The following is a 22,492-nucleotide window of genomic DNA, read 5'->3' on the forward strand; positions in this document are numbered from 1 at the left end:
CGCCGGTGGAGGAAGAAGCGCGAGGGATGCGGCCGGGGAGAGCGACCCGGCCGCATCCCTCGCGTCAGGGCTGCTGCGTCAGGACAGCAGCCGTTTCCAGTCGGTCTCTGTGAGCCGCCCGTCGGAAGGGAGCTCGATGCGGCGCCGGCTGCTGCGCATGAGCGTGGTGACGGCGTCGTCCGCCTCGTGGCCACCCTCCGCGCGGGACGACGGGGTGATCAGCGGCCAGATGTCGGAGCCGAGGTAGCCGGTCTCGTCGGTGTCGCAGTGGTACGTGGCCGAGCACGTGTGGCGCTTGATGCCGCTCCGGTCGGCCAGTTCGGCCACGGCGCGCCTGGTGTCCTTGCCGAAGACGCCGTCCGCGGGCACCTTGAACCCCTTGCTCCGCAGAAGATGCTGCGCGGCCCGTACGTCACTGCCGGCGGCTCCGGGCTTCAGGAGCGGCCAGGCCAGCACGTCGTCGGAGGACGGGCGGGAGACGCCGAGGACGCTGCCGACGGCGTCGCGCAGTTCCTGGAGGCGGCCGTAGAGGACGTCGCCGGGGCACTCGGTCGAGTTGAAGTCCCGGTGGCCCTGGATGTTCTTCAGATCCGTGCCGTACTGGGACGCGATCCACGCGACGAGCTGGACCAGGGAGTCCCACAGGGCGACGGGTACGTCCACGTCCGTGTAGAGACCCTCGTTCTCGATCCCGATGACCTCGCTGTTGTGGCCACCGACGTTGGCGCCCTGCACGTGCTGGGTGCCGCCGCGGACGACGGACAGGCTCTTGTGGCGCCCCTCCAGGCGGAATCCCCCGCGGGAGTTGGTGAACTGCTGGCCGGTGTCGGCCCAGCCGTTGCCGTCCATGTGGTGGTTCTGGATGTCCCTGCAGATCTGCTTCGCGTGCTCCAGCGAGTAGTCCTCGCTGTTGCCGGGCTCCGCGGTGTGGTGGACGACGATGAAGGTCGGCTTGTGGTCTTCGACGACGATCTCACTGGACGCGGGTCGCGCGCCCCACTCCTCGGTGCTGTAGATGCGCGGTTCGGCGGCGGCCTTGGCGCGGGCCTTCTTGTGGGGGCGTGGCGATGCGGCGGCGTGCGCGGTCCCGGTGGTGGTCAGGCCGATCGCGCCGACGGCCGTGGCCGCCACCCCGCCGCGCAGCAGGGCACGTCGGTCGAAGCCTGGCTGTGCTGCCATCTCGGTCTCCTTCGGGAGTGGGAAGGAAGTGGGGACTCCCGCGCTCGGAGTTCGGTCACCGATGCGTGGAAGCGACCCGTGCGGGGAGAAGGCAGAACGCCGCTCCCCGCACGGGCTGAAATCGGATTCCGCGCTTCGCCAGTAAAGGCATTGCGCCATGAACGCGACAACCCCGTGGGGGCAACGCGTTGCGACTTTCTCGGAGTTCTGAAAGAAACGCGGGCCACGAATCACCTGTAGCAGAGCGAACCGGGCTCCGCCTCCCGTGGTTCGCCCACTGAAGACGGCAGGTTGCCGGGCGCCGTCAGCTGACGCCCCGGCAGATCCCTTGCGAGCCGAGCGGTTCGGTCCGCGCTCGCTCCCCACTTCATGGGACGGCGCCGGGACTGCCGGTCCGTGTCCGATACCGGACGGTCCGTCAGACGAAGCGCATCCACCCTCACTGCGCCATCCGTGTCCCGCGACCGCTGGGACCGCGGCTCGTCCCGCTCCCTGATGAGCCTCGAGTCCGGGCCGTTCCGGAGGGGCAGGGCGGCCGGAAGGGGCAGACGGACGAGGATGCCGCGGCCGGACGCGAGCCCGGGCCGACCGCGAGCCGGATGCCGGAGCAGGGACCGGTACGGAGAAGGGCGCCGGAGCAGCGACCGCGAGCCGGATGCCGGAGCAGGGACCGGTACGGAGAAGGGCGCCGGAACAGGGACCGGAACCGGAGCCGGAGCAGGGACCGGAACCGGAGGCGGAGCCGCGAGCCCGGGCAGCCCGGAGGAAGCAGCCACGGAGTCCCGATGAGCACCGCCCCGGCCGTCGTGATCGTCGCCGACGATCTGTCAGGTGTCGCCGACAGCGCCGCCGCGCTCGCCCCGCATGCCACCACGGCAGTGGCGCTGCGGGCGGAGGAGGACCGGCCGGACGCGGACGTCGTCGCCGTCGACACGGACAGCCGCCGTCTGCCCGCGTCCGACGCCGCGGCCGTGTGCGCCGCCGTCGCTCGGAGGGCGGCGCCGGTCCTCGAGCGGCCCTGGACCCTCATCACCGACGCGGTCGCGAGCCGGGAGCAGCTGGCGCCGTTCCAGGAGGACCCGCTGTGCACGGTCCAGGTGGCCCCGGGACGGGGAGCTGACCTCGGGCGCCACCCTCCCGGTCACGGACGGACGCGGCGGCGACTCGGGCCACGCACCTGGGACAGCCGGAACTCCGGCGCTCAGGACCCGTCGTTCCCCGCGAACGCGTCGAGACCGGTCAGTTCGGCCGAGAGCGCCCACAGCCGGGACGCCTCCTTCGGGTCCGTCGCGTACTCCCGGACGCCCGAGGCCGAGCCGGGGGCCGTGACCGACGTCTGGTCGGAAGGGGCGTACGGGGCGATGTCGCAGTCCTCGCAGTAGACGCCGCCCATTCCCTCCAGTTGGGCGGACGTGGCGGCCCACACCTGCGTCGCCGCGCCCTGCTCGGGGCTCTTGAACGACGTCAGCAGCGGGTTGCCCTCCTCGTCGATCCACCCGTTGGCGACCATCTCCTCGGTGGGCAGGTGGCGTTGGAGCGGGGTGAGGATGCCGCCGGGGTGCAGCGAGAAGGCGCGCACGCCCGAATCGCGGCCCAGCCTGTCGAGTTCGACCGCGAACAGGGCGTTCGCCGTCTTCGCCTGCCCGTACGCCTGCCACTTGTCGTAGCCGTGCTCGAAGTGGACGTCGTCCCAGCGGATCGGGGAGCGGTGGTGGCCCCTGGAGGAGACGGAGACCACCCGCGCGCCACCGTCCCGAGTGAGGGCGGGCCAGAGCCGGTTCACCAGTGCGTAGTGGCCGAGGTGGTTGGTCGCGAACTGCGCCTCCCAGCCCGGGCCCACGCGGGTCTCCGGACAGGCCATCACAGCGGCGCTGTTGATCAGGATGTCGATGCCGCGGCCGGCGGCCAGGAAGCCGTCGGCGAACGAGCTCACGCTGTCGAGATCGGCGAGGTCCAGCGTGCCGATCTCGGTGCCGGGGACGCCTTCGAGTGCTTCCCGCGCAGCCTCGGGCCGCCGGGCGGGCACCACGACGTGGGCGCCCGCCGCGGCGAGAGCGCGCGTCGTCTCCAGACCGAGACCGGAGTAGCCGCCGGTGACGACGGCGAGCTTCCCGGACAGGTCGACGCCGCTCAGGACTTCGGACGCGGTGGAGCCGGCTCCGAAGCCCGAGCCGATTCTCTGCTGAGGTGTGGGTGTGCTCATGGAGTGCACGCTACGAATTCGAGTGCGCTCCAACGCAAGGCACCGGGCTGCGGGCACTTCTCCTCCCGCAGCCCGGCTGCCGCTTCCGTGTGCGCCTCCCGTCTCCTCCTAAGGGGCGCCGCTGGGCACGCCCGTTCATGCGGTGAGGAAGTCGGCCGCTCCGGCCTTGGCTCCCTCGATGAAGGCAGTGATCTCCTCAGGGGTGTAGAGCAGGACGGGCCCCTCGGGATCGGTCGACTGGCGAAGCGCCACCCGGCCGTCCGGGAGCTTCTTCGCCTCCACGCAGGCGCCGCCGTTCTGCCCGCTCCAGGGCTTGTGCCAGCCTTCGGTTCCCAGTTCACGTGCGGGCATCCCGTTGCGGAGGCGGCCGGCAGGGCCGGTTGCAGCAGCAGGGTTCATCGTCCGAACTCCTTACGCAGGTGGATCGGGTACGTGCGCGGTCGGAGCACGTACCTGTGGTGCGGCCGGCAACGAGACACATGTGAGCGCTTCCAGACGAACAGACACACCGGGCCGCCGATCCGGACAGACCGCACTAAGCAGCTGTGTGAGCGTCAGCACAAGCGTTTTCCTTGCGACTTGTTTGAAATTATCAGAACGATGCTTGCGGCTTGAAGCCCACAACGACATAGTGTCAACGTGATGCTGAACACCGGGTGCCCGGAGTTCAGCCCCTCAACCTGCCGGGGCAGGGCCGAGCTTGGGGGGTGCGATGTCGTTCTGCGGGGGAGCTCGATGTCGTCCAAGCGCAATTCGGCCCGCGAAGGGGCGTCGCTCCCGGATCTGTTTCGCTGCGGCCTGCGAAGCGGTCCGGGAGCGGCAGCCCGTCGTCCGCTCGGGGCATGACCCCGTACGACCGTGCCGGTTCCTCGGCCACCGATCCGTGGCGCGCCGACTTCCAACCGCGGCGTCGCGGCAACGCCGCGCGCTGCGGCCTGACTTCCGCGGCCCGTCGACCGGCGCTGGCTCAACTCGTTCCTCCGGCGCAGCCCCGCGCCGGGCCTCTCACTTCCCGGGTGCGAGCCTCTTGGCCTCCGCACTCGTGAGTGCCTTGGGGAACGCCCGTACGTCCTTGATGGTCCCTTCGAAGCCGCGGATGAACTGGTCGCCCAACCTGGCCCGGCCGATGGCGAAGGCCCCCTCCGAGCTCCGGTCGCCCTCCCTGGAGACGGAGTCCTGGAGCTTCCCGTCGACGTACAGGCGGATCTCGCCCTCGGCCGCGTCATGGACACCGACGAGAGAGGTCCAACGGCCGGCACGCGGGGCGGCGTCGGATTCCGCCTCGTCCGCTCGCGAGGTCTGCGTGTCCTCCCGGTGCATCCGCATCTCGAAGCGGTCCTCCACCGGGTCGAACTGGAGCTGGAAGGAGCTGACTTCGGCTCCGTCCTGGCTGGCGACGGTCTGGTACTCGTCCAGGTTCCGGAGCTTCACCCGGGCCGAGACCGAGAAGCTGCGGTCGGTGTCGAGCACCGCGTCCTTCGAGCTCACGGACTGTTGCCCGAAGAACGCCAGCCCGCCGTCCTTGACCTGTTCCGGCGGCGGATCGCCGACGAGTGTCCCGTCGCGGTCGTTGTCCGTACCGTCGCGGGTCACGCCCTCTTCGACGTCGTCGAAGAGCCACTCCAAGGCCGCGCCCTTCACCGCTGGGCCGGCGGCGCGTCCGTCGCCGTCGCCGGGAGGCTTCCGGGGGGATCTGTTCGCCGGTCCGCTCGGTGACGGGGAGCCGGGGGCCGATGCCGAAGGTCCGGGTGCACGGGACTGCGACTGTGACGGTTCGGTCGGAACCTTCTTCGCCGGTGGCGCCCCACTGCTCACGGGCAGCGACGAGCTGAGGCCCGGCACATAGACGGCCGCCGCCACCAGGGAACATGCGCCCAGGACCCCGACGGCCAGCCCGAGACGTCCGGCGCGGACCCGGAACCCGCCGTTCTTCCGCTCGGCCAACCCTGTCCTCCCCAGCACATCCCAGGTGGCCCTGCCGAGCGCACCCCGGTGGTCATCGGCAGGCGGGGAAGCCTCCGTTGCGGCAAGCCCCCAGACAGGAGCCGCGGCTCCTTCCGCGGCGACGGCGACGGTCGCGGAAGTCCGTTCCTCCTGCCGGGAGGCGGCGTAGTGGGCTCCTCCCCAGGGCAGCACCGCTTCGACCAGGAGCCCGCCGAGGTCCGTGTACATGCGCTGAAGGTCGGCGACCGCGCGGGAGCAGTAGTGGCACTGCTGAAGGTGCGGGACCACGTCCGCGGTGTTGCCGCCCCTGTGGTCGGCATAGGCCATGACCATCCGGTGGAAACGGCGGCAGTCGTCCGTCAGGCCGTCATGGTGAAGTTGCTCGTAGGCGTAGTAGAAGTCCCTGTACGCGCGCCTGAGCAGCGACGAAATCTCCTGGGAGTCAGGGGAGTCCGAGCCGACGAGCCGCCCGATCGAGCTGCCGTCGGCGTGCTCCACCAAGTGATGCCACAGCACCGTCTGCAGATTGGCCGGCAGAGTGCTGAACGCCCCCGTGATCGTCGATCCACCGCGGAGCGATGCGACGTCATGCACCCAGGAGCCCTGTTCCGGATGGCTCATGGGAACACCCAGCCACCAGGCCAAGTCGGCGTCGATCGCGGCGTGTTGACCTGAACTTGCGATCTCGGCCGCCGCCTGCAGCACCGACGCCAGCGCGTGGGGGCGCAAGGCACCGGGCCCGCCCGGGCTGTGCTGCCACAGGGCCAGCTGCCAGGCGCGCTCCGCCAGGTGATCCGCTGCCGCTCCGTTGCTCACGCACAAAGCAGCAAATGTGCGGACAGCGCCGAAATGGCGGCCCGCCAGTTCGATCAGGGCCCCATGGGCCGACTCCCCGCCGACACGTGCGAGTTCGACCAGTTCGATGTCGGACAGCCGCTCGGGTTCCATCCCGTCCAACCCCCATCGGTCAAGGCGTGGCATGAAGAGCGGAAGCCCACGGACCGGCCGGCGAATGGTCAGTTGCGGCGGCCGCTGCGGGTTGGCCCCGCACGACGCCCAGGGGTGCGAGGGCCGCTTTCCGCGATTCAGCTAGTCGTCTCTGCTGAGGTGGTACCCCGCCTGGACTGCGGTTGGCATGTCCTCACGCTCTCTCTCACCGTATCCAGCGCCGCGGAGGGTATGACTCCTCGCAGTGAATTTGGCACAGATCGACAAGGCGAGCTGCTCGATCAGCCGGCCCGGCCCACGCTGCGCGCAACGCTCACCGGCTGGGCCGAGAGCGGCTTCAGCCTGGTGCGGGCGGCAGAACAACTGCCCGTGCACCGCAACACCCTGATATACCGGCTCGAGAAGATCAGCAGGCTGTCCGGTGCCGATGTACGGGACCCGAAGCGGGCGTTGGCGACGTATCTCGCGTGTGTGACCGATCTGGTGGACCTTCCGGAGCGAGGGGCGACCGGCTGCCGCTTCCCGGATGCGGAGGGCGGGCAGCGGGTACCGTTCACCCGGGCGGTACGGTCTGCACGGCCATGAGCGGTGCCGGAGCGTCCCGTGCGTGATGACGACTCGTTGACGGGCCGCGGCAGCCGGCGCACCGACCAGCGAATGAGGGCTTCGAAGATGCGGATCCTGATCATCGGTGGCGGCATCGCCGGGACCGCCGCGGCGCTGGCGCTGGACAAGGCCGGCTTCGAGGTCACCGTCCACGAGGCGCACCCGGACAGCGGTGCGGACATCGGTGCCTTCCTCACGCTCGCGAGCAACGGGATGCTCGCGCTGGCGCAGTTCGGCGCCGCGCGGGCGGTGGCGGGCGTGGGCTTCGAACTGACGACGATGCGCCTCACCGGCGACACCGGGACCGTGGTCTCCACCGTTCCGCTGGGCGAGACGGACGATCCGCTCACGCGCTTCAGGTGCCTGCGCCGCGCGGAACTCTGTGCCGTACTGCGCGAGGAGGCGGTGCGGCGCGGAATCTCCGTCCGGCACGGCGAGCGCTTCGTGACGGCCACCGAGGACGAGTCCGGTGTCACCGCCGAGTTCGCCGACGGCAGCACCGCGCGGGGTGATCTGCTGCTCGGCGCCGACGGAATCCGCTCCGTCGTGAGGCCGTTCACCGATCCCGAGGCCGCTGGGCCGCGCTACGCGGGCCAGCGGGTCTTCTACGGATACACGACCGAGGCGGCACCGCCGGGCGAACCCGGGCGGATCGACATGCTGCGAGGAAGCGGCGCCGCCATGGGCTATACGGTCTCCCCGAGCGGGGAGACCTTCTGGTTCGCACGGGTGTCGGCGAAGGAGCTGAGTGACGCCGAGATCGCGGAGACCACGCCCGCACAGTGGCGGGAGCGTCTCCTGCCGCTGCTGCGTCCCGACGCGACACCCGCCGCCGACATCGTCGCGGCGACCGGCAGCAAGCTCATGGTGACCAACGCCCATGATCTGTCGACCGTCACCCGCTGGCGCACCCCGCGCATGCTCCTCATCGGTGACGCCGCCCACGCGGCCTCACCCGCGACGGGACAGGGGGCGTCGATGGCGCTGGAGGACGCGGTGGTGCTCGCCAAGTCCCTGCGGGACGCCCCCGATACGCGCACCGCGCTGGAGGGTTACGAGACGCTCCGCAGGCCGCGCGTCGAGCGCAACATCGTCAACAGCGCCCGGCTGACGGCCCGCCGCCCCGCCCCGGGACGGCTGCAGAAGAGGCTCAACGACTACCGGGCGAAGTGGAAGAGCCGCACCGGCGACTCCGCCTCCGCGTCTTCCTCGGCCGCGGACGAGGAACTGGCGCGGCATCTGGACTGGGACACGCCCCTGCCTCTCGACTCGCCCGCCGTGCAGGGCAGTTGACGCGACGAGCCCTCGCAGGCCCCCTGCGGGGTCAGGCGGGGGCCGCTGCCGGCGCCTGCGCCGGTGTGCGCCGCGTGAGGTGCAGCCTGAGAGCGCGCGGCATGAGGGTGAGCCGTTCGTCGACCCGCAGCCGGTAGTCCGGATCCGAGGTGAAGTCGTAGCGGCGGATCAGCAGCCCCAGGACCAGCGTCGCCTCGTGCAGCGCGAACTGCCGTCCGATGCAGGCGCGGGCGCCCGTGCCGAACGGCTTGAAGACATGCGCCGGCCGTGCGCGCACCGCCTTCGGCTCGAAGCGGTCCGGGTCGAAGACCTCCGCGTGCTCGCCCCAGGCGGCCGGGTCGCGGTGCAGCAGCATGATCAGCACCAGCGCCCAGGCGCCCTGGCGCAGCGGGTGGACGCCGCCGAGCGTCGTGTCCTGGAGCGCCTCGCGGGAGAAGGCGGGGGCCGTCGGCCACAGCCGCAGCGACTCGTCCAGCACGCGCCGCAGGTACCGCAGCCTCGCCACCTGCTCGTACGCCGGCTCCTCGCTCCCGCCCCAGACCTCGTCCACCTCGGCCTGCGCCCGCGCCAGCACGTCCGGGTTGCGGGAGAGGTAGTGCAGGGCGAACGAGAGCGCCCCGGAGGTGGTCTCGTGCCCCGCGACGAGGAAGGTGATGACCTGCCGGCGGATGTTGTCCGGCGAGAGCCGCTCGCCCGTCTCGGGGTGTGCGGTCTCCAGCATGCGGTCCAGCAGGTCGCCGCGGGCGCCGCTGCCGTCGGAGCCGCGGCGGGCCTCGACGACCTGGTCGACCGTGGAGTTGAGGTATTCGCGGTCGGCGACGTTGCGCTTCGCGGCGCCGCGCTGCAGCAGCGGGCCGACGAGCGGAGGGGCGGCGTTGCGGCGCTGCGCGTACGAGAGCGCCCCGACCATGGCGTCCACGAACGGGTGCGGACGGGAGCGTTCGAAGGAGCCGAAGTCGTGTCCGAAGCCCGTGCGCGCGATGGTCTCCAGGGTCAGCTTGGTCATGTCGCCCGGCACGTCGACGGCGTCGCCCGCGCCGCTGCGCTCGTCCCAGTGCGCGGTGAGCTGCCGGGCCACGTCGAGCATCAGCGGGTGGTAGCCCTCCATGGCCGCCCGGCTGAATCCCGGCGCCAGTATGTCGTGCGCGAGCTGCCAGTTGGGCTCGTGGTTGTAGGCGGTGAAGAGGCCGTCGCCGGCGAGGGGACGCAGGTTGGCCACACCGAGGCCGACGTGCTTGGCGAAGCGGGACTCGTCGGCGAGTTCGGCCGCGAGGTCCGCGCCCCAGACGAAGACGATCTCCCTGTTGAACGCCTTGCGCCGGAAGATCGGGCCGAGTTCGCGCCCGATGCGCATCGAGTCCTGCACGGGCGACTGCACGCTGGAGCCGATCACGTCACCCAGCAGGGGCACTCGGCGCGGGGGATGCGGAATGCGGTGCAGTTCGGGCCAGTCGAGACGGGCACTTCGGAACCCCTTGCGCCTGGCACCGCGCTCCGACGCCTGTGCCTGAGCCATCCGCCTCAACTCCCCGTGCTGTACGCCCGTCCGGCTTGTTGTACATCGGTTCAATAGGGCTTCCAGTCTGAGCACGGCCTCCTGCGGGCGTCAAGTAAAGTGACGGGCCATGGGCGAGAAGCACGGGGAGCGTACGCGCCGCCGGCTGAGCACCGAGGAGCGTCGCGAGGAGCTTCTGGCCGTGGGAGCGCGGCTGTTCGCCGCCAGCCCCCACGAGGACGTCTCGATCGATCGGGTCGCCGAGATCGCGGGTGTCTCGCGCGGGCTCCTCTACCACTACTTCCCGACCAAGAACGAGTTCTTCGCCGCCGTGGTCGAGCGGGAGAGCCGCCGGATGCTGCAGCTGACGGCCGCGGTTCCGGGCGTGCCCGTACGGGAGCAGCTGACCACCGGTCTGGAGTCCTTTCTCGAATACGTGGAGAGCCACGCCCAGGGCTTCCGCGCCTTCCACCGGGCGGAGGCGGCGGGCGACCCGGTCGTGCGGAGGGTCTACCGGGAGGGCCTTGCCGCGCAGGAGCGGCAGATCCTCGACGCGCTCGCCGCCGACCCCGAGGCCGCCAGCATGGCCGCCGACCTTCCCACGCTCCGCATCGCCGTGCGCGGATGGCTCTCCTTCATGGTGACGGTGTGCCTGGAGTGGCTGGAGGAGGAGCCCCGGATGCCGCGCGACCAGGTACGGGACCTGTGTGCACGGGCGTTGCTGGGCGCGATCACGCCTCCGTGAACCGCCGCGGATCGGCGGTGGCAGCCGAGGACCACCACAAACGCCGACGGCCTGAATGGCCCGAGCGGCCGGACATCAGAGACGGAGACATCCCGTGCCCGAGCTGAAGGCACTCGTACGCCCGCCCTCCTCGCGACTCGCCGAGGGTCTGGTCACCCATGTGGAGCGGGTGCCGGTGGACCGCGACCTCGCCGTGCGCCAATGGGAGGGCTACGTACGGGCGTTGCGGGACAACGGCTGGCGGACCCTGGAGGTGCCGGCCGAAGAGACGTGCCCCGACAGCGTGTTCGTGGAGGACGCCGTGGTCGTCCTGCGCGGGACCGCGCTGATCTGCCGCTCCGGAGCGCTCTCGCGGCGCTCCGAGACCGCCGCGGTGGAGGAGTCGGTGCGGGTGCTGGGCTACACGGTCCGCCGCGTCGAGGCCCCGGCGACGATCGACGGCGGAGACGTGCTCAAGAGCGGCGAGACCGTGTACGTCGGCGTCGGGGGACGCACCAACGAGGAAGGCGTGCGCCAACTGCGCGCCGCCTTCGAGCCGTTGGGCGCGCGCGTCGTGCCCGTACCCGTCACGAGGGTGCTGCACCTGAAGTCCGCCGTCACCGCACTGCCCGACGGCACGGTCATCGGCCACCCGCCCCTCGTCGACGACCCGTCGCATTTCCCCGCCTTCCGCGCCGTACCGGAGGAGGCCGGCGCCCACGTCGTCCTGCTCGGCGGGAACCGGCTGCTCATGGCCGCGAGCGCCCCGCGGAGCGCGGAACTGCTGTCGGGGCTGGGGTACGAGCCGGTCCTCGTGGACATCGGCGAGTTCGAGAAGCTGGAAGGCTGCGTGACCTGCCTGTCGGTACGGCTGCGCGACCTGCCCGAGCCCGCGTGGCCGTAGGGGTCGCCGCGGATCGCCACGAAGGGCCCTGTCTGCAGGCCTTCTTCCGGTGAACGGAAACGCCTCTGGTCCGTCTCCGCCGGCCGGGCGCACGGTGGTGCCTCCCATACCTCTCCTACGGCCTGTGACGGGCAGGAGGCACCATGACATCTTTTGTCCGTAATCAATGGTATGTAGCGGCCTATGGCAGTGAGATCGGCCGCACGCTGTTCTCCCGTACGGTCTGCAGCGAGCCGCTGCTGCTCTGGCGCACAGAGGCCGGTGCGGTGACCGCCATGGCGGACCGCTGCGTGCACCGCCGCTTCCCGCTGTCGCAGCAGCCGAGCCGACTGGACGGCGACCAAGTGGTCTGCGGATACCACGGGTTCACCTACGGCGCGGACGGAGCGTGCGTCTCGGTACCGGGTCAGCAGCGGATTCCGCGCACGGCGCGTCTGGCGACGTACCCGGTCGTCGAGCAGGATTCCTTCGTCTGGGTCTGGATCGGAGAGCCCGAGGGGGCCGATGCCGAGCTGATTCCGCGCGCACCGTGGCTGGACCGTCCGGGCTGGAGCGTCGTGAGCGGGATGGAGCCGCTGGCGGCCCGCTACGGCCTGCTCGTGGACAACCTGCTCGACCTCTCCCACGAGACCTATCTGCACGGCGGCTACATCGGCACACCCGAGGTCGCGGAGACCCCCATCACCACGGAGGTCGACGAGGCCGCCGGGATCGTGCGGGTCAGCCGTCACATGGAGGACGCCGCCTGCCCTCCCTTCTACGCCGAGTCGACCGGCATCGAAGGACGCATCACGCGCTGGCAGGACATCGAATACCACGCCCCCTGCCTGTACTTGCTGCACAGCCGCATCGCTCCCGTGGGCACACCACCGCCCCGCTCCGACGGCAGCGATCCCGGCGCCTTCCACGTGGAGGTCGTCTACGCCATCACGCCGGAGACCGACGGGAGCACCCACGACTTCTGGGCCGTCGCACGGGACTTCGCGCTCGAGGACGAGAAGGTCACCGATTTCCTGCGGGAGAACAACCGCACGGTGGTTCTGCAGGACGTCGTCGCCCTCGAGGTCCTGGAGAAGGCGGTGGCGTCGGAGCCACCCGGGCGGCAGGAGCTCAGCATCAACATCGACACGGGCGGTCTCGCCGCGCGGCGCATCCTCGGCCGCCTGCGCGAGGAGGGCGAGCGCCGCCCCGAGCCGGCCACGCGGTGAGTGTGATGGTCCCGCACACCACGCCCGCCCCGTCCGGGGCGGAAGTCCGGCGCATCCACTGGATCCCCGGCTCCGATCTGCTTCTCGCGCGCTGCTTCTGCGGCCGCGAGCGGGAGTTCGACGACCCGGTGCAGATGTGGGACTGGCTTCTCGGCCACCCGGAAGAAGACGGACGCTCCGCGCACGACCGCCTCGTGCCGCGGCGAAGTGAGAGAGAGCACCCGTGAACAGCAACGTTGCGGACACCGCCCTGCTGAGCGTCCCGGAACTGCGCGCAGCGACGACGACCGGCGAGCAGGTCCTGACCCTCACCGTGACGCGCAGGGAAGTCCTCGCCGACGCCGTCGTGCGCCTGACTCTCGCCCTGCCCGACGGGAGGCCCCTGCCCGCCTGGACGCCCGGCGCCCATCTGGACCTGCTGCTCGGCGCCGGGCTCGAGCGGCAGTACTCGCTGTGCGGCGACCCGGGGGAGACCTCCGCGTACCAGGTGGCCGTTCTGCGCACGGACGACGGCCGCGGCGGGTCGCGGCATGTGCACGACGAACTCGCCGAAGGCGCGACGGTCCGCGTCCGCGGACCGCGCAACAACTTCGAACTTGCCGACGCCCCCGCCTATCTCTTCATCGCCGGCGGGATCGGCATCACTCCGATCGTTCCGATGCTCGCCGAGGCCGACCGCCGCGGCGCCGACTGGAAGCTCGTCTACGGCGGACGCACGCTCTCCTCCATGGCGTTCGCCGGCCCACTGGCCGAACGCTGGCCCACGCGCGTCCAGTTGTGTCCGCAGGACCGCAGCGGCCTGCTCGACCTGGACGGGCTGCTCGCGTCTCCGAGCCCGCGCACCGCCGTCTACTGCTGCGGCCCCGCTCCGCTCCTCGACGCGGTCGAGCAGCGGTGCGCCGAGTGGCCGCCGGGCGCGCTGCACACCGAACGCTTCACCCCGCGCGTCCGGGAGGTCGAGGAGCCGGACGCCTCCTTCGAGCTCGAACTCGCCCGTTCCGGGCGGCAGCTGACCGTACCGGCTGACCGTTCGGTGCTCGAGACGGTCGAGGAAGCCGGGATCGAGGTGCTCTCGTCGTGCCGGGAAGGCACCTGCGGCACGTGCGAGACGGGAGTGCTGGACGGTGAGCCCGAGCACAGGGATTCGCTGCTCACGCCGGACGAACGCGCCGCCGGAGACGTGATGTTCGTCTGCGTGTCACGGTGTCGTGGCGATCGGCTCGTGCTGGATCTGTGAGCGCTGGATCCGGCCCCCCGGGCCCCGCTCACGGGAGCCGCGGACGGTGACCTTCCGCTGCCCGGACTCCCCGCGGGGGCCCGTCCGGCACCGGCTCAGCGCCGCGCGGAGCCGCGGACCGCACCGAGCGGCAGGGACGCGGGGGAGCCGGGCGGCGTCGCACCAAGGGCACGCGAGATCCCGGACGCGGCGACCTGCACCAGGGGCACCAGGCTGTGGCCCTGTACGGAGTCGATGTGCGCCACGACCGACACGGCGGCGACGACCTCGTTCCCTTCCCCGTGCACGGGTGCGGCCACCGACACGCTGTCCATCGTCACCTGCCGCTCGCACACGGCGACTCCCGTGTGCCGCACCTCGGCCAGGGCCTGACGCAGCCGTACGGGATCGCATTCGGTGCGTTCGGTGTAGCGGACGGGGCGCTGAGCGAGGGCGACTTCCTGAACGTCCGGCGGTGCGTAGGCGAGCAGGACGCGCCCCACGCTCGTCGGCGTCAGCGCGAACCGGCCACCGACCCGTGTGAGCACCGGGACCGAACGGCGCCCCGCGAGCCGCTCCACGTACACGACCGACATCTCCTCGCGCACGGCCAGCTGCACGTTCTCGCCCGTGACACGGGCGAGGTCCGACAGGTGGGGGAGGGCGATCTCGCGCAGTCCGAGTCCGCGCGGGGCGAGGGCCGCGATCTCCCACAGCCGCAGGCCGATGCGGTAGCCGCCGCCCGGGTCCCGCTCCAGCGCTCCCCAGTCGGCCAGTTCATTCACGAGACGGTGGGCGGTGGTGAGCGGAAGGGCGGTACGCCGGGAGATCTCCGTGAGGGTGAGCACCGGGGCCGAGGGCGAGAACGCCTCGAGCACCCGCAGCGCCCTGCCGGTGACCGACCCGGTGCTCCTCGCCTGATTCCCTGCGCGCATGCTGCTCTCCCTCGGACGGAGAGGACCCGCCGCCCTGGCGAAAGCTAGACAGACTCATCTCGTCCGTCAACGCGTCCGTCCGGAACCGCGGTGTCCGCAGAGGGCTCGACAGGTCCGGAATGGAGTGCCTTCTTCCGTTTTCCACCGCCGGGGCCTTGCCGCCCGCAGGGGGCACCGCGCAGGCTGCCCGCATGGCCACCCCGCCCGAGCGCACGCCCGCACACCTCGCCAATCTCGACCTGAACCTCCTGGTCACGCTGCGCGAGCTGTTCCGGGAGCGCAACGTGACGCGGGCGGCCCGGCGGCTCGGGGTCTCCCAGCCCGCCGTCAGCGCCTCGCTCTCCCGGCTGCGCCGCCACTTCGGGGACGAACTGCTGCTGCGCTCCGGCGGCGTGTACGTCCTCACACCGCTGGCCACGCAGCTGACCGACCAGGTGGAGACGGTGTGCGCTGCTACCGAACGGCTCTTCGCCACCGGCAGCGCCTTCGAGCCGGCCGGCTCCCGGCGCGAGTTCACGCTGCTGATGTCCGACTACCCCGCGACCGTCCTCGGCGACCGGCTCTCGCGGCTGCTGGCGCGTGAGGCACCGCGAGCGGCCCTGCACATGCGGCTCGTACGGGAGACGATCGGCGGCGACATCGTCGAGACCATCAGGCTCGTCGACGGCATGGTCTCCCCGCGTCTGGGCCACTTCCGTACGCCGGTCAGCTCGCAGCCGCTGTTCAAGGACCGCTGGATGTGCCTGCTCTCCGCGGACCATCCGCTGTGCGAGGCGGACTCCTTCGGGCTGGAGGACCTCACGCCGCTGCCCTGGGTGGTGCCGTACCACCGCGACGCCGGCTACCCCTCCGCCTCCCCGGCGACCCGGCAGCTGACGGCGCTGGGCATACGCCCGCGGATCGCCGTACGCGTGGAAAGCTACCGGGCCGTCCCGGACTTCATCGCCGGAACCCGAAGGGTTGCCCTTTACCCGGCCAGGCTCGCGGCGCGGCTGCCCGCCGAGCGCGGAGTGCGGGCCCTGGAGTGGCCGGTCCCGATCGACGAGATCGACGAGCTGCTGTGGTGGGACACCGTCTACGACAAGGATCCCGCGAACGTCTGGCTCCGCGGCCTGGTGGCCAGGGCGGCGGCCGACGCAGACGCGTGACGGTCCGCCCCGTACGGCTCTGACCTGCTGCTGAGCGGCCTTCATAAATGCCGTTGATGACCACCAGCCGAAGACCCTATTGAACCGGACGTTCCATTTCCGGATGTGGCTTCCCTAACCTGCCCGCGACGCCGTGTTCCGCCCGGATTCACCCCGGGACCACGGCGCCCCCGCAACTCACCAGGGAGGCCGCATGCCCCACGCGCTGACCGAGCTCACGCTGCACACCGTCACCAAGGCGCCGGACCCAGTGGCTCACGCCCTGGACGCGGACGTGTGCATCGTGGGGGCCGGCGTCTCCGGGCTGTCCGCCGCGATCGAGTCGGCGCAGCTGGGACGGGACGTCGTCGTGGTCGACAGCCTGCCCGTGCTGGGCGGGCAGATGGTCAACTCCCTCATCGGCCTCTTCTGCGGTGTCTTCGGCAACGCACCGGACTACCGGCAGCTGACCCACGGCATGTTCGACGACATCTTCGCCCGCCTCGGGGCGAGCGACGACATCCACTTCAACAAGGGACACACCATCACCGTCAGTTATGACGAGGTGGCCCTCGGCCGGTGGGTGGAGCGCAGGATCCGCGAACTGGGCATCCGAGTCGTCCTGGGCGCCTCGATCACGGGCGTCGAGCGCGACGGACGCCGCATCGGGGCCGTCACCTTCGCGACGCGCTTCGGCGACGTACGGGTCCAGGCCCGCGGCTTCGTCGACGCCAGCGGCGACGCCGCCCTCGCCTGGGAGGCGGGTCTGCCGTGCCGGGTCCCCGAGCGGACCATCTACGGCTCGCAGCAGATCGTGCTGGAGCACCTGGACGAGACCCATCAGCCCGGGCGCGAGGAACTCGCCGAGCACGTCGCCCGCAAGGCCGAGGAGTACGGGCTCCTGCGCCGCGACGGACTCGCGTTCTTCTTCCCCGGCAGGAACACGGCCGTGATGAACATGACCCACATCGAGGCGCCGCTGGACCCGGTGCGGGCCGCGAGCGCCCAGCTCGAAGGGCGCGAACAGGCCGACCTGGTCGTGGAGTTCCTGCGCGCCGAATACCCCAAGGCGTTCGGGCAGGCACGGGTGCGCTCCTACGGGCTGCCCGGCCGCCGCCAGACCCGCTGGATCAAGGGAGTTCACGCGCTGAGCCTCGACGAAGTGCGGGAAGGCACCCGCTTCCACGACTCCGTGGCCCGCACGGCGTGGCCGATCGAACTCCACGACCGTGCCGAGGGCTACGTGTGGGAGATGTTCGACGCCGACCACGTGCACTACGTGCCGCTGCGCTCGATGCTCTCGCCGCAGGCGGACAACCTCGTCGCGGCGGGCCGCTGCGCCGACGGTGACGCCGCCGCCCTCTCCAGCGTCCGCGTCATGGGCCCCTGCGCCGCGATGGGCGCCGCCGCCGCCCACGCCCTCGACCTCGCGGGAGGTGACGGCAGCGTGCACGACATCGACATCCCCGTACTGCGTGAACGGCTCGCGGCCAACCTCGACGACTGACGCGATGCGGGAGCGCGAGGACCGGCGGCCCCGGACGGCCGGCCGCGAGGGACGAGAGAAGCCGACACGAGCGACCGAGCGGACCGGGATCAGGAAGAGGAGGAGACCATGACCGAACTGCGCAGCAACTACCGGCCCGGCACATCTCCCTGGGCCGTGCGCCGCGCACAGTGGCGCGCCCTCGGGCTCACCGACGAGGACATGGCCAAGCCGAAGATCGCGATCGTCAACTCCTCGTCCTCACTTGCCACTTGCTACAGCCACCTGGACGGCATCGCACAGGCCGCCAGGGAGGCGGTCGCGGAGGCGGGCGGCCTCGGCTTCGAGATCCGTACCGTCGCACCCAGCGACTTCATCCACAGCGCGGGAGGCCGCGGCGGCTACATCCTCTCCGCCCGCGACCTGATCAGCCACGACATCGAGGCAGCCGTGGAGGGGGCGCAGCTGGACGGGATGGTCTGCCTGGCCTCGTGCGACAAGACCGCTCCCGGCCAGCTGATGGCCGCCGCCCGGATCAACCTGCCGACGGTCATGGTGGGTTGCGGCTACCAGGCGTGCGGCACCTTCCAGGGCAAGCACTGCGACATCGAGGACGTCTTTCTCGGCGCCGGCCACCACGCTCAGGGGCGGCTCTCCCTCGAGGATCTCACCGGCATGAGCGAGAACGCCGTGGCGGGCCCCGGCGTGTGCGCGGGCATGGGCACCGCCAACTCGATGCACATGGCGTGCGAAGCCCTCGGCATGGCTCTGCCCGGATCCACGCCCGTCCTCGCCGACAGTCCGAAGATGTTCGAAGACGTACGGGCCGCCGCACGCCGTGCCGTCTCGCTCGTCCACGAGGACCTGCGCCCCCGAGATCTGCTCACACCGCACGCGTTCGAGAACGCCGTGACGCTGATGCTCTCGCTCAGCGCGTCGATCAACTCGGTGAAGCATCTCCAGGCAATTGCCGAGGAGGCCGAGTCCGGAGTCGACGTGTACGGCCTGTACGAGCAACTCGCCGACGAGGTACCGCTGCTGGCGGCCGTACGCCCCAACGGACCCGATTCCATCGAGGAGTTCGACGCCGCAGGGGGTGCGGCGACCGTGATGCGGAGCCTCGGCGGGCAGCTGCACACCGATGCGAGGACGGTCACCGGCCGCACCGTCGGCGAGAACCTGGAGGCGGCGGTCCCGGCCGACGGACGGGTCATACGCGCTGCCGACAGGCCGCTCGGGCGGCACCCCACCATCGTCCTCGTGCGCGGCAGCCTGGCCCCGGCGACCGGCATCGTCAAACTCTCCGTCGACGAGCAGCGCCAGACGTCGTTCACCGGTCCAGCCAAGGTCTACGAGGACCCGTACTCGGCCCTCGACGGTCTGCGCGGCGGCGAGGTCCAGGCAGGGGACGTGCTCGTACTGCGCGGACTCGGCCCCAAGGGCACGCCCGGCATGGGCATGGCCTCCCGGCCCGTCTTCGCCCTCGACGGCGCGGGGCTTACCGGGCAGGTGGCCGTGGTCACCGACGGGCAGCTGTCCGGCCTCGTCAACAAGGGAGTCGTCGTCGGCGAGGTGTCACCGGAGGCCGCCGACGGCGGGCCGCTGGCGCTCGTACAGGACGGCGACACCATCGCGATCGACCTCACCTCGCGCCGCGCCGACCTCCTCGTACCGGACGGTGAACTCGACCGGCGCAGGCAGGAGTTGGCCGGATCACCGGAACCCGGGACGTCCGGTACCCCCGACGGTCACGCGTCCCGGGGCTGGCTCTCGGTCTACCGGCGCACCGTCCGTCCGCTCCAGGAGGGGGCCGTCCTCTCACCCCGCGCGCAAGGAGACCGCCGCTGATGCTGCTCACCGACTCCGACAAGGCGATGCTCGACGGCGCCGAGGGCCCGGCCACCGCGGCGGCCATGGACCTCCTCGTCCGCTACGGCCGCGCCCTCGACGCCGAGAGGCTGTGCGACGTGCGCAACGTCGCCGGGACGATGACCCAGCCCTCGCCCGTCAAGGCGCAGTTGGTGCGCGAGGGGGGCTGGGACAAGGCGTACTCCGTGATCAACCTGGACAGCGACGAGGATCTGGAGATCCCGGCGATGCGCGTCCCCACCTGTCAGCTCCAGCAGTCCTTCGGCCCGGACTCCGAGGGCATCGCCCCGTACCCGAAGGAAATGATCGAGCTGCAGAGCGACGCCGAGTCCTTCTACGGCCGCAAGGGCGTCAACATCCTTGCCACGTGCACGCCTTACCAGGTCGGCAACATCCCCGTACGCGGAGAGCACGTCGCGTGGATGGAGTCCTCCGCCGTGGTGTACGCCAACTCCGTGCTCGGCGCCCGCACGAACTGCGAGGGCACCGCCTCCACCGGAGCGGCGTCGCTCACCGGCCGGATTCCCTGCTGGGGCAACCACCACGAGGCCAACCGCCGCGGCACCCATCTCATCGAGGCCCGCACGCCCGTGCACGGGCCGCTGGAGTGGGGCATGCTCGGCTACTTCGCGGGCGGCCTCGTCCAGGACGAACGCCCGGTCGTCACGGGAGAGTTGAAGCAGCCCGACCTGCTCGACCTGAAGCACTTCGGCGCGGCCGCGGCCTCGTCCGGGGGAGTGGAGATCTACCACCTGCCCGGCATCACACCCGAAGCACCCACCGTGCAGGCCGCGTTCGGCGCGGACCCGCCCGAGGCGGTGCCGTACGGGGAGCGCGAACGCCGAGGCGTCTATGAGGACCTCAACTCCCAAGGCGACCGCACCGACGTCGACTTCGTCCTGCTCGGCTGCCCGCACGCCTCCCTGGACCAGGTGCGCGAGACGGCACACCTTCTCGAAGGGCGCCATCTGCACTCCGGGACGCAGCTGTGGCTGATGGTGCCCCGTGCGCTGCGCACCACCGCCGACCGCAACGGATGGACGCAGACCATCGAACGGGCAGGCGGACGCGTGCTCACCGACTCCTGCCCCGCGATGTCCCGCTCGGCACCGCCCGGTACCAGGGTCTTCGCCACCGACTCTGCCAAGCAGGCGCACTACCTGCCCGCGATCCTCGGCATCGAGGCCTGGTTCGGCACGCTCCAGGACTGCATCTCGGCCGCGGTCACCGGCCGTTGGAAGGGAGAACTGCGATGAATCCCCGTCATGCCTCCGCCCTCTCGGCGTCCCTGGCCTCCTTGAGCCCGGACCCGCACGAGAACGGGACCGTCACCGCGCACGCGACGGCGGGCGGCGAGCCCCGCGTACCGCTGGAGCTGCGCGGCAGGACGGTCGTCCCCGGCACGGCCGAGGGAGAGGCACTCGTCTCACCGGAGACGATCTCCGGATGGGGCGGGATCGACCCCGCCCGCGGCGTGATCACCGAACGCCGCCACCCCCTGCACGGCCAGTCCTTCGCGGGCAAGGTGCTCGTCTTCCCCGGTGCCAAGGGCTCCTCCGGCTGGGCCGGCTTCTTCCAGTCCACGCGGCTGCTCGGCACCGCACCGCTCGCGATGATCTACGTCACCACCACAACAAAGGCCGCCCTCGGGGCGGTTGTCACCCGGGTCCCCACCGTCACCGGGCTGGACCAGGACCCGCTCACCGTGATCCGCACCGGTGACCGCGTCCGGGTCGACGCCGACAACGGCTTGATCTGCGTGTATCCCGCGCCCCCTCAATGACGAGGAGATTCCCATGTCATCCGCACAGCCGTCCCCGGACGGGACAGCGTCACCACCCGTCGTCGAACTCGCCCCGCTCATCGAGAAGCAGCAGGGCCGAAGGGCCTGGTACCGGGTCTTCGCCGTCTGCTGTCTGATCACCTTCCTCGACGGCTTCGACTTCCAGATCCTCTCCTTCACCGCCACGTACCTGAAGGGCGACTTCGGCCTCACCGACACCCAGTTGGGCACGCTCGGCACGGTCGGTCTCTTCGGAACGCTCGTGGGTGGCCTGTGCATGGGCTACCTGGGCGACCGCTTGGGGCGCAAACCCTCGATCGTGGCGTGCGTCGCCGGCTTCGGCGTCTTCATGATGGCCTTCGCCCTCGCGGAGACGTACGAGCACCTGTTCGTGCTGCGCTTCGTCTCGGGCTTCTTCCTCGGCGGAGTGCTGCCGCTGTCCTGGGCGCTGACCGCGGAGTACGCACCGAAGAGGTTCCGTGTCACGGCGATCTCCGTGATCATGGTGGGCTACACGCTGGGCGGGGCGGCAGGCGGGCCCATCTCGAACCTGCTGGTGCCCGACTACGGCTGGACCTCGGTCTTCGTCGCGGGCGGTGTCTGCTCGCTGCTCGCCCTCGCGCCGGTGATGATCTTCCTGCCCGAGTCCGTGAAGTTCCTTGCCCAGCGCGGGTGTCCGGGCGCTGACCGACGCATCGCCGCGATCCTCACCCGGCTGTGGCCCGGCCACACCGTCGCCCCCGGCACGCACTTCGTGGCCGGCGACCCCCAACCGCCCGCCGCCGGGAAGAAGTTCACTCCCGTGACGCTGTTCAAGGGCTCGCTCGCACGCATCACGCCGCTGCTGTGGATCGTGTACATGTGCTCGTCGGCGCTGATCTACTTCATGGTGTTCTGGACGCCGATGATCAACGAGCGGATGGGCTTCAGCGTCAGCTCCGCTGCCCTCATCGCCGCCGCGGCGAGCGTCGCCGGTGCCTGCGCCCAGCTCGCGATCAGCCGGTTCGTGGACAAGAAGGGCGTGGGCAGCATCCTGTGGATGCCGCTGATGGCGACGGCCGCGATGCTGATGCTGGGGCTCGGGGCACCGGGTCCGGTGCTGTACATCTGCGTGATCATCTCCGCGAAGATGTTCATCAACGGCGGCCACGGCGGCATCACCAGCATCGCCGGCACCTTCTATCCCACGGCGATCCGCGCCAACGGCGCCGCCTGGGCGTCCTCGGTCGCCAAGGTCGGGGCCATGGTCGGGCCCTGGCTCGGCGGGGTGCTGCTCGACGCGGGCCTGGGCACGTCCGGCGCGTTCACCACGTTCGCGCTGTGCCCCGCCATCATGATCGTCGTGCTCTTCGCCATGGGTCGCGCCCAGAAGTCGCTTTCCCCGGACACGGAGGGCGCGCTGGCATCCACTGCCCCCGAGGACGTCGTGGACGTGGCAGACCCTGCCGCGCCGCGCCCCGACACCGGGGTGGCCGCATCCGTTCTGACGGGCGGCCAGGGGCAGGCGGTCCCCGGAGCCCAGAAGCGGGAGCCCCAGCCCTGACGCAGCCCTGACAGCCCCTCATCCGCCGT

The 22,492-nt window shown here is 71.0% G+C and carries 19 protein-coding genes and 1 pseudogene; 14 read left to right on the forward strand and 6 right to left on the reverse strand.

Features of this window, described 5'->3' with window-relative positions; genetic code table 11:
* Positions 1–78 precede the first annotated feature (78 nt).
* Positions 79–1,179 carry a peptidoglycan recognition protein family protein gene (locus tag G4Z16_RS28420; protein ID WP_197353452.1) on the reverse strand — a complete coding sequence of 367 codons (1,101 nt, stop codon included), beginning with the start codon at positions 1,177–1,179 and terminating at the stop codon, positions 79–81.
* Positions 1,180–1,964: 785 nt separating this feature from the next.
* Here G4Z16_RS28420 and G4Z16_RS33370 point away from each other — a divergent pair.
* Positions 1,965–2,168, forward strand: a pseudogene (locus G4Z16_RS33370) (four-carbon acid sugar kinase family protein); the annotation flags it as partial.
* A gap of 212 nt (positions 2,169–2,380) precedes the next feature.
* Here the strand turns inward: G4Z16_RS33370 and G4Z16_RS28425 are convergent.
* From G4Z16_RS28425 to G4Z16_RS28435, 3 genes are all read right to left on the reverse strand, one after another.
* Positions 2,381–3,382 carry an SDR family NAD(P)-dependent oxidoreductase gene (locus G4Z16_RS28425; protein ID WP_197353453.1) on the reverse strand — a complete coding sequence of 334 codons (1,002 nt, stop codon included), beginning with the start codon at positions 3,380–3,382 and terminating at the stop codon, positions 2,381–2,383.
* Between the two features lie 135 nt (positions 3,383–3,517).
* A complete protein-coding gene (locus G4Z16_RS28430; RefSeq protein WP_197353454.1) occupies positions 3,518–3,781 on the reverse strand; it encodes a DUF397 domain-containing protein in 264 nt (87 codons plus the stop codon).
* A gap of 606 nt (positions 3,782–4,387) precedes the next feature.
* Complete coding sequence (locus G4Z16_RS28435) at positions 4,388–6,274, reverse strand: LamG domain-containing protein (protein ID WP_246531114.1); 1,887 nt, start codon at positions 6,272–6,274, stop codon at positions 4,388–4,390.
* Between the two features lie 231 nt (positions 6,275–6,505).
* Between G4Z16_RS28435 and G4Z16_RS32800 the strand changes: the two genes are divergently transcribed.
* Complete coding sequence (locus G4Z16_RS32800) at positions 6,506–6,859, forward strand: helix-turn-helix domain-containing protein (RefSeq protein WP_246531115.1); 354 nt, start codon at positions 6,506–6,508, stop codon at positions 6,857–6,859.
* An 87-nt stretch (positions 6,860–6,946) separates the two neighbouring features.
* Positions 6,947–8,173 carry an FAD-dependent oxidoreductase gene (locus tag G4Z16_RS28445; RefSeq protein WP_197353457.1) on the forward strand — a complete coding sequence of 409 codons (1,227 nt, stop codon included), beginning with the start codon at positions 6,947–6,949 and terminating at the stop codon, positions 8,171–8,173.
* 31 nt (positions 8,174–8,204) lie between these two features.
* On the opposite strand, the gene G4Z16_RS28450 is transcribed toward G4Z16_RS28445, so the two are convergent.
* Complete coding sequence (locus G4Z16_RS28450) at positions 8,205–9,689, reverse strand: cytochrome P450 (protein ID WP_197353458.1); 1,485 nt, start codon at positions 9,687–9,689, stop codon at positions 8,205–8,207.
* A 109-nt stretch (positions 9,690–9,798) separates the two neighbouring features.
* Between G4Z16_RS28450 and G4Z16_RS28455 the strand changes: the two genes are divergently transcribed.
* The 5 genes from G4Z16_RS28455 to G4Z16_RS28475 all read left to right on the forward strand — a co-directional run bounded on the left by G4Z16_RS28455 (position 9,799) and on the right by G4Z16_RS28475 (position 13,741).
* Positions 9,799–10,413: a TetR/AcrR family transcriptional regulator gene (locus tag G4Z16_RS28455; protein ID WP_197353459.1), complete on the forward strand. Its 615-nt coding sequence runs from the start codon at positions 9,799–9,801 to the stop codon at positions 10,411–10,413.
* A 94-nt stretch (positions 10,414–10,507) separates the two neighbouring features.
* On the forward strand, positions 10,508–11,296 hold the full coding sequence (gene ddaH / locus G4Z16_RS28460; protein WP_197353460.1) for a dimethylargininase: 789 nt from the start codon (positions 10,508–10,510) through the stop codon (positions 11,294–11,296).
* A gap of 143 nt (positions 11,297–11,439) precedes the next feature.
* Positions 11,440–12,504, forward strand: coding sequence for an aromatic ring-hydroxylating oxygenase subunit alpha (locus G4Z16_RS28465; RefSeq protein WP_197353461.1), 1,065 nt, complete (start codon positions 11,440–11,442; stop codon positions 12,502–12,504).
* Between the two features lie 5 nt (positions 12,505–12,509).
* Positions 12,510–12,731 (forward strand): hypothetical protein, encoded by a 222-nt coding sequence (locus G4Z16_RS28470; RefSeq protein WP_197353462.1) that lies wholly within the window; start codon positions 12,510–12,512, stop codon positions 12,729–12,731.
* 41 nt (positions 12,732–12,772) lie between these two features.
* Positions 12,773–13,741, forward strand: a complete 969-nt coding sequence (locus G4Z16_RS28475; RefSeq protein ID WP_425508187.1) for a PDR/VanB family oxidoreductase — start codon at positions 12,773–12,775, stop codon at positions 13,739–13,741.
* Positions 13,742–13,836: 95 nt separating this feature from the next.
* Here the strand turns inward: G4Z16_RS28475 and G4Z16_RS28480 are convergent, their stop codons facing one another.
* Positions 13,837–14,655 carry an IclR family transcriptional regulator gene (locus tag G4Z16_RS28480; RefSeq protein WP_197353463.1) on the reverse strand — a complete coding sequence of 273 codons (819 nt, stop codon included), beginning with the start codon at positions 14,653–14,655 and terminating at the stop codon, positions 13,837–13,839.
* Positions 14,656–14,846: 191 nt separating this feature from the next.
* Between G4Z16_RS28480 and G4Z16_RS28485 the strand changes: the two genes are divergently transcribed.
* From G4Z16_RS28485 to G4Z16_RS28510, 6 genes are all read left to right on the forward strand, one after another.
* On the forward strand, positions 14,847–15,803 hold the full coding sequence (locus G4Z16_RS28485; protein ID WP_197353464.1) for a LysR family transcriptional regulator: 957 nt from the start codon (positions 14,847–14,849) through the stop codon (positions 15,801–15,803).
* 193 nt (positions 15,804–15,996) lie between these two features.
* Positions 15,997–17,289: an FAD-dependent oxidoreductase gene (locus G4Z16_RS28490; protein ID WP_197353465.1), complete on the forward strand. Its 1,293-nt coding sequence runs from the start codon at positions 15,997–15,999 to the stop codon at positions 17,287–17,289.
* A 108-nt stretch (positions 17,290–17,397) separates the two neighbouring features.
* Positions 17,398–19,116: a dihydroxy-acid dehydratase gene (gene ilvD / locus G4Z16_RS28495; protein ID WP_197353466.1), complete on the forward strand. Its 1,719-nt coding sequence runs from the start codon at positions 17,398–17,400 to the stop codon at positions 19,114–19,116.
* Positions 19,116–20,393: an aconitase X gene (locus tag G4Z16_RS28500; RefSeq protein ID WP_197353467.1), complete on the forward strand. Its 1,278-nt coding sequence runs from the start codon at positions 19,116–19,118 to the stop codon at positions 20,391–20,393. The genes ilvD and G4Z16_RS28500 overlap by 1 nt, the downstream gene beginning before the upstream one ends.
* Positions 20,390–20,920 (forward strand): aconitase X swivel domain-containing protein, encoded by a 531-nt coding sequence (locus G4Z16_RS28505; protein ID WP_197353468.1) that lies wholly within the window; start codon positions 20,390–20,392, stop codon positions 20,918–20,920. The genes G4Z16_RS28500 and G4Z16_RS28505 overlap by 4 nt, the downstream gene beginning before the upstream one ends.
* 13 nt (positions 20,921–20,933) lie before the next feature.
* Positions 20,934–22,463 (forward strand): MFS transporter, encoded by a 1,530-nt coding sequence (locus G4Z16_RS28510; protein ID WP_197353469.1) that lies wholly within the window; start codon positions 20,934–20,936, stop codon positions 22,461–22,463.
* Positions 22,464–22,492 lie beyond the last annotated feature (29 nt).

Source organism: Streptomyces bathyalis (assembly GCF_015910445.1).
GTDB lineage: Bacteria > Actinomycetota > Actinomycetes > Streptomycetales > Streptomycetaceae > Streptomyces > Streptomyces bathyalis.

Bases quoted from the DNA above. Each gene is read 5' to 3' on its own strand.
- G4Z16_RS28420 (WP_197353452.1), bottom strand. From the start codon at position 1,179: ATGGCAGCACAGCCAGGCTTCGACCGACGTGCCCTGCTGCGCGGCGGG.
- G4Z16_RS28425 (WP_197353453.1), bottom strand. From the start codon at position 3,382: ATGAGCACACCCACACCTCAGCAGAGAATCGGCTCGGGCTTCGGAGCC.
- G4Z16_RS28430 (WP_197353454.1), bottom strand. From the start codon at position 3,781: ATGAACCCTGCTGCTGCAACCGGCCCTGCCGGCCGCCTCCGCAACGGG.
- G4Z16_RS28435 (WP_246531114.1), bottom strand. From the start codon at position 6,274: ATGGAACCCGAGCGGCTGTCCGACATCGAACTGGTCGAACTCGCACGT.
- G4Z16_RS32800 (WP_246531115.1), top strand. From the start codon at position 6,506: ATGACTCCTCGCAGTGAATTTGGCACAGATCGACAAGGCGAGCTGCTC.
- G4Z16_RS28445 (WP_197353457.1), top strand. From the start codon at position 6,947: ATGCGGATCCTGATCATCGGTGGCGGCATCGCCGGGACCGCCGCGGCG.
- G4Z16_RS28450 (WP_197353458.1), bottom strand. From the start codon at position 9,689: ATGGCTCAGGCACAGGCGTCGGAGCGCGGTGCCAGGCGCAAGGGGTTC.
- G4Z16_RS28455 (WP_197353459.1), top strand. From the start codon at position 9,799: ATGGGCGAGAAGCACGGGGAGCGTACGCGCCGCCGGCTGAGCACCGAG.
- G4Z16_RS28465 (WP_197353461.1), top strand. From the start codon at position 11,440: ATGACATCTTTTGTCCGTAATCAATGGTATGTAGCGGCCTATGGCAGT.
- G4Z16_RS28470 (WP_197353462.1), top strand. From the start codon at position 12,510: ATGGTCCCGCACACCACGCCCGCCCCGTCCGGGGCGGAAGTCCGGCGC.
- G4Z16_RS28480 (WP_197353463.1), bottom strand. From the start codon at position 14,655: ATGCGCGCAGGGAATCAGGCGAGGAGCACCGGGTCGGTCACCGGCAGG.
- G4Z16_RS28485 (WP_197353464.1), top strand. From the start codon at position 14,847: ATGGCCACCCCGCCCGAGCGCACGCCCGCACACCTCGCCAATCTCGAC.
- G4Z16_RS28490 (WP_197353465.1), top strand. From the start codon at position 15,997: ATGCCCCACGCGCTGACCGAGCTCACGCTGCACACCGTCACCAAGGCG.
- ilvD (WP_197353466.1), top strand. From the start codon at position 17,398: ATGACCGAACTGCGCAGCAACTACCGGCCCGGCACATCTCCCTGGGCC.
- G4Z16_RS28500 (WP_197353467.1), top strand. From the start codon at position 19,116: ATGCTGCTCACCGACTCCGACAAGGCGATGCTCGACGGCGCCGAGGGC.
- G4Z16_RS28505 (WP_197353468.1), top strand. From the start codon at position 20,390: ATGAATCCCCGTCATGCCTCCGCCCTCTCGGCGTCCCTGGCCTCCTTG.
- G4Z16_RS28510 (WP_197353469.1), top strand. From the start codon at position 20,934: ATGTCATCCGCACAGCCGTCCCCGGACGGGACAGCGTCACCACCCGTC.